The organism is Pseudomonas sp. 300, assembly GCF_055803035.1.
The window spans coordinates 226,436-231,354 of sequence record NZ_JAVLRV010000003.1 but is presented as its reverse complement, the minus strand read 5'-3'; the positions used below and the strand labels follow the sequence as shown (position 1 = coordinate 231,354).

General features: G+C 59.0%; 4 protein-coding genes. 3 read left to right on the top strand and 1 reads right to left on the bottom strand.

What is annotated here, in order from left to right; all coding sequences use genetic code 11:
- Nucleotides 1–17 precede the first annotated feature (17 nt).
- Nucleotides 18–1,424 (bottom strand): adenosylmethionine--8-amino-7-oxononanoate transaminase, encoded by a 1,407-nt coding sequence (locus Q7W83_RS26385; RefSeq protein WP_150637957.1) that lies wholly within the window; start codon nt 1,422–1,424, stop codon nt 18–20.
- Nucleotides 1,425–1,646: 222 nt separating this feature from the next.
- Here Q7W83_RS26385 and Q7W83_RS26380 point away from each other — a divergent pair, with 222 nt between their 5' ends.
- From Q7W83_RS26380 to Q7W83_RS26370, 3 genes are all read left to right on the top strand, one after another.
- On the top strand, nt 1,647–3,419 hold the full coding sequence (locus Q7W83_RS26380) for a flavin monoamine oxidase family protein (protein WP_150632809.1): 1,773 nt from the start codon (nt 1,647–1,649) through the stop codon (nt 3,417–3,419).
- Nucleotides 3,420–3,671: 252 nt separating this feature from the next.
- Complete coding sequence (locus Q7W83_RS26375) at nt 3,672–4,223, top strand: cytochrome b (RefSeq protein WP_150637952.1); 552 nt, start codon at nt 3,672–3,674, stop codon at nt 4,221–4,223.
- The gene (locus Q7W83_RS26370) at nt 4,223–4,834 is read left to right on the top strand and encodes a YceI family protein (protein ID WP_150632811.1); all 612 of its coding nucleotides are present in this window, start codon (nt 4,223–4,225) and stop codon (nt 4,832–4,834) included. Before Q7W83_RS26375 ends, Q7W83_RS26370 begins: the two co-directional genes overlap by 1 nt.
- Nucleotides 4,835–4,919 lie beyond the last annotated feature (85 nt).

Sequence of the window (4,919 nt, the reverse complement as noted above, 5' to 3'; positions counted from 1 at the left end):
AGCTTGAGTGAAATCAATCAGCCCGGATCGCGGAACCCGGGATGGAAGTCTTTCGGCACCGAGACGCTCACGCTATTGCGGGTCGCAATGTCGATTCCTTCAGTGGCCACTTCCGCCAGGAAGTCGATCTGCTCCGGGGTGATCACGTAGGGCGGCAGGAAATACACCACGCTGCCCAACGGGCGAAGCAAAGCACCACGCTCCAGCGCATGCTGGAACACCTTCAAGCCTCGACGTTCCTGCCACGGGTAGGCCTCTTTGGTGGCCTTGTCCTTGACCATCTCGATGGCCAATACCATGCCGGTCTGACGCACTTCCGAGACGTTCGGATGATCGACCAGGTGCGCGGTGGAGGAGGCCATGCGCTGGGCCAACGCTTTGTTGTTCTCGATGACGTTGTCTTCTTCGAAGATATCCAGCGTCGCCAAGGCGGCCGCGCACGCCAGCGGGTTGCCGGTGTAGCTGTGCGAGTGCAGGAAGGCACGCAAGGTCGGGTAGTCGTCGTAGAACGCGCTGTAGACATCTTCCGTGGTCACGCAGGCCGCCAGCGGCAGGTAACCGCCAGTCAGGGCCTTGGACAGGCAGAGGAAGTCCGGGCGGATGCCGGCCTGTTCGCAGGCGAACATGGTTCCGGTGCGGCCGAAGCCGACGGCGATTTCGTCGTGGATCAGGTGCACGCCATAGCGATCACACGCTTCGCGCAGCAGTTTCAGGTACACCGGGTGATACATGCGCATGCCGCCGGCGCCCTGGATCAACGGCTCGACGATCACCGCCGCGACAGTGTCGTGATTCTCCGCCAGCGTCTGCTCCATCGCGGCAAACATGTTGCGCGAATGCGCTTCCCAGCTCATGCCCTCAGGGCGCAGGTAGCAATCGGGGCTTGGCACCTTGATGGTGTCCAGCAGCAACGCCTTGTAGGTCTCGGTGAACAGCGGCACGTCGCCCACCGACATCGCCGCCATGGTTTCGCCGTGATAGCTGTTGGTCAGGGTGACAAAGCGCTTCTTGTTCGGCTGGCCGCGGTTGAGCCAGTAGTGAAAGCTCATTTTCAGTGCGACTTCGATGCAGGACGAACCGTTATCGGCGTAGAAGCATCGGGTCAGCCCTTCCGGCGTCATCTTCACCAGGCGCTCGGACAACTCGATCACCGGCTGATGGCTGAAACCGGCGAGGATCACGTGCTCCAGCTGATCGACCTGATCCTTGATGCGCTGATTGATACGCGGGTTGGCGTGGCCGAACACGTTGACCCACCAGGAGCTGACCGCGTCGAGGTAGCGTTTGCCTTCGAAGTCTTCCAGCCACACGCCTTCGCCGCGCTTGATCGGGATCAGCGGCAACTGTTCGTGGTCTTTCATCTGGGTGCAGGGATGCCACAACACCGCGAGATCGCGTTGCATCCACTGATTATTCAGGCCCATGTTCAGTCTCCTCGAGGCAGTCCGCGACAGGCGCGAACCTACAATCGCGCAAGCCTATGCAATGCGTGGCATCGGGACAACCCATTGTGTCGAATGAGCTACTTTGTATAGGGCGATAGACGTTGCTGGCGGGCCTTTGATGGCTGACGTATTCTTCGCGGTTCTTTGAGTCGACTGACTCGTAAAACTGCTTTTTCCTCGTGTATTTCCGGAGTTCGCTGAATGTCTGCTGGTTGGCTGCGCGCCTGTGCGCTGGTGATGTTGGGGCTGTTCAGCGTGTCTGCGCTGGCCAAGGATAAAACGGCGATCGTGATCGGCGGCGGGCTCTCGGGCCTGACGGCGGCGTACGAACTGCAGAACAAAGGCTGGCAGGTGACCCTGCTGGAAGCCAAGCCGAGCCTGGGCGGTCGTTCCGGTATGGCCACCAGTGAGTGGATCGGCAACGACAAGACCCAGCCGGTGCTGAACAAGTACGTCTCGACGTTCAAGCTGAGCACCACGCCGGCCCCTGAATTCGTGCGCACGCCGAGTTACCTGATCGACGGCGTGTATTACACCGCCGCTGATCTGGCGACCAAGGAGCCGGCCACCGCTGACGCGCTCAAGCGTTACGAAAAAACTCTGGACGATCTGGCGCGCTCGATCGAAGACCCGCAGAACCCGGCGGCGAACAGCACGCTGCATGCCCTGGATCAGATCAACGTCTCCAACTGGCTCGACCGTTTGACGTTGCCCGCCACGGCCCGCCAATTGATCAATCAGCAAATTCGTACCCGTTACGACGAACCTTCACGCCTGTCGTTGCTGTACTACGCACAACAGAGCCGGGTTTACCGTGGCGTGTCCGACCGTGACCTGCGCGCTTCGCGCCTGCTCGGCGGCAGCCCGGTGTTGGCACAAGCCTTCGTCAAACAGCTGAAAACCATCAAGACCAGCTCCCCGGTCTCGGCCATCACCCAGGACAAGGACGGCGTGACCGTCAAAGTCGGCAGCGTCGGCTATCAGGCGGACTACGTCGTGGTAGCGGTGCCGTTGCGCGCACTGAACAAAATCGCGATGACCCCGGCGCTGGATGCCCAGCACCTGGGCGCGATCAAAGGCACCAACTACGGTTGGCGCGACCAGATCATGCTGAAGTTCAAGACGCCGGTGTGGGAAAGCAAGGCGCGCATGTCCGGCGAGATCTACAGCAACACTGGCCTGGGTATGTTGTGGGTCGAGCCGGCGCTCAAGGGCGGCGCCAACGTGGTGATCAACCTGTCCGGCGACAACGCGCGGGTGATGCAGGTTTTCGGCGACAAGCAGATGGTCGATCAGGTGCTGATTCGTCTGCACGCGTTTTATCCACAGGCGCGCGGTGCGTTCACCGGTTATGAAATCCGTCGCTACAGCACCGACCCTTCGATGGGCGGCGCTTACCTGGCCTTCGGTCCGGGCCAGATCAGCAAGTACTGGCGCTTGTGGGAGCGTCCGCTGCAACGCGTAGCGTTCGCTGGCGAACATACCGACACGTTGTACCCTGGCACGCTGGAAGGCGCACTGCGCACCGGTCAGCGTGCGGCCAGTCAGGTTGAAGACCTGGCGGCAGGCAAGTCGTTTGAACCGGCGAAAGTTGTTCCGGCAGCGACAGCTGTTGCCGCCGGTGCAGTCGCGGCGAAGAAGGGCAACTTCTTTACCAACCTGTTCGGTGGTTCCTCGGACGACGACAAGAAGCCGGAGCCCGTGAAGGCACCAGAGCCAGTCACACCGCCAGCACCGGCACCCGCTCCAGTGCCAACCCCGGCCCCTGCGCCAGTGGAAGCGCCGAAGCCGGCAGCACCGGTGAAAGCCGAGCCCGCCAAGAAGGCTGCGGCCAAAGCACCGGTGAAAAAGCCTGCTGCCAAAACCGAAGCCAAAAAAGCGCCAGCCAAGGCGCCTGCGAAGAAAGCTGAACCGGCGAAGAAACCAGCAGCCAAACCTGCTGCGGCTCCGGCGGCGGATACCAAAGCGCAGTAAACGTCTGGATTAAAGAAACGCGGCGCAAATGCCGCGTTTTTTTATGCCTGAGGAAAAGAACTGAATAAATCTCATGGCGCAGGTGTTCTTGATTTGGAGGTCATTTTTTTTCACACATTGTTCTTTAATCTTTCCTTAACTCACCGATTTCAGACTCTTGATCGTATTTCTCGATATTTCAAAGCGAAATTTTCCGCTTTAAATCGATAGATAACTCGATAGTCTTGGTCGCAATTCTCACAGGATTTGGGCATGCCGCTACGTAACTCTTCTTCCCGCTACGGTTGGGTCAGTATCTTCATGCATTGGGGCGTGGCGCTGGCGGTCTTCGGTCTGTTTGCGTTGGGCTTGTGGATGGTCGATCTCGACTACTACAGCACTTGGCGCAAAGACGCGCCTGACCTGCATAAAAGCATTGGCCTGGTGTTGTTGGCCGTGATGGTTCTTCGGGTGTTGTGGCGTTTTATCAGCCCACCGCCGCCAACACTGGAAAGCTATAGCCGGCTGACGCGCATGGGCGCGAAGTTTGGCCATTCGTTTCTGTACCTCGGACTGTTTGCTGTGATGATTGCCGGTTACCTGATTTCCACCGCAGACGGTGTCGGGATTCCGGTGTTTGGCCTGTTTGAAGTTCCTGCACTGGTATCCGGACTACCGGACCAGGCAGACACCGCCGGTGTGATTCATTTCTACCTGGCGTGGGCGCTGGTAATTTTTTCCGGCCTCCATGCGTTGGCAGCATTGAAACACCACTTTATCGATCGTGATGCGACCCTGACGCGAATGCTGGGGCGCAAAGCCTGATGTTCAACCTCGACTCCAAAGGAATAGAAAGCATGTTGAAAAAGACCCTCGCCGCTCTGGCAATCGGCTCCGCTCTGCTGTCCGCCAACGTGATGGCAGCTGACTACGTTGTCGACAAGGAAGGCCAGCACGCCTTCGTTGACTTCAAGATCAGCCACCTGGGCTACAGCTTCATCACCGGTACTTTCAAGGACATCGACGGCAAGTTCAGCTTCGACGCTGCCAAGCCTGAAGCCAGCAAGATCGAGTTCAATGTGAATACCGCCAGCGTATTCACCAACCATGCCGAGCGCGACAAGCACATCGCCAGTGGTGACTTCCTGAATGCGGCCAAATTCGCCAAGGCCACCTTCGTTTCCACCAGTGTCAAATCCACCGGCAAAAACACTGCCGACGTGGCGGGTGATCTGACCATCGCAGGCGTAACCAAGCCAGTCGTGGTCAAGGCCACCTTCCTGGGTGAAGGCAAGGATCCATGGGGCGGCTACCGTGCCGGCTTCGAAGGCACCACCAGCATCAAGCGTTCCGACTTCGGCAAGCAGAAAGACCTGGGCCCAGCGTCCGACGCGGTCGAGCTGTACGTTTCGTTTGAAGGTGTCAAAGCGAAGTAACTTTCGCGCCTGACACAAAAACGCCCCCGATCTCGCGATCGGGGGCGTTTTTTATGGCCTGGTGCAATCTGCACAGGCGATGAAA

What these genes read in the sequence shown, in the direction of transcription:
- Q7W83_RS26370 (WP_150632811.1), top strand. Translation starts at nt 4,223, where the DNA reads ATGTTCAACCTCGACTCCAAAGGAATAGAAAGCATGTTGAAAAAGACC.
- Q7W83_RS26375 (WP_150637952.1), top strand. Translation starts at nt 3,672, where the DNA reads ATGCCGCTACGTAACTCTTCTTCCCGCTACGGTTGGGTCAGTATCTTC.
- Q7W83_RS26385 (WP_150637957.1), bottom strand. Translation starts at nt 1,424, where the DNA reads ATGGGCCTGAATAATCAGTGGATGCAACGCGATCTCGCGGTGTTGTGG.
- Q7W83_RS26380 (WP_150632809.1), top strand. Translation starts at nt 1,647, where the DNA reads ATGTCTGCTGGTTGGCTGCGCGCCTGTGCGCTGGTGATGTTGGGGCTG.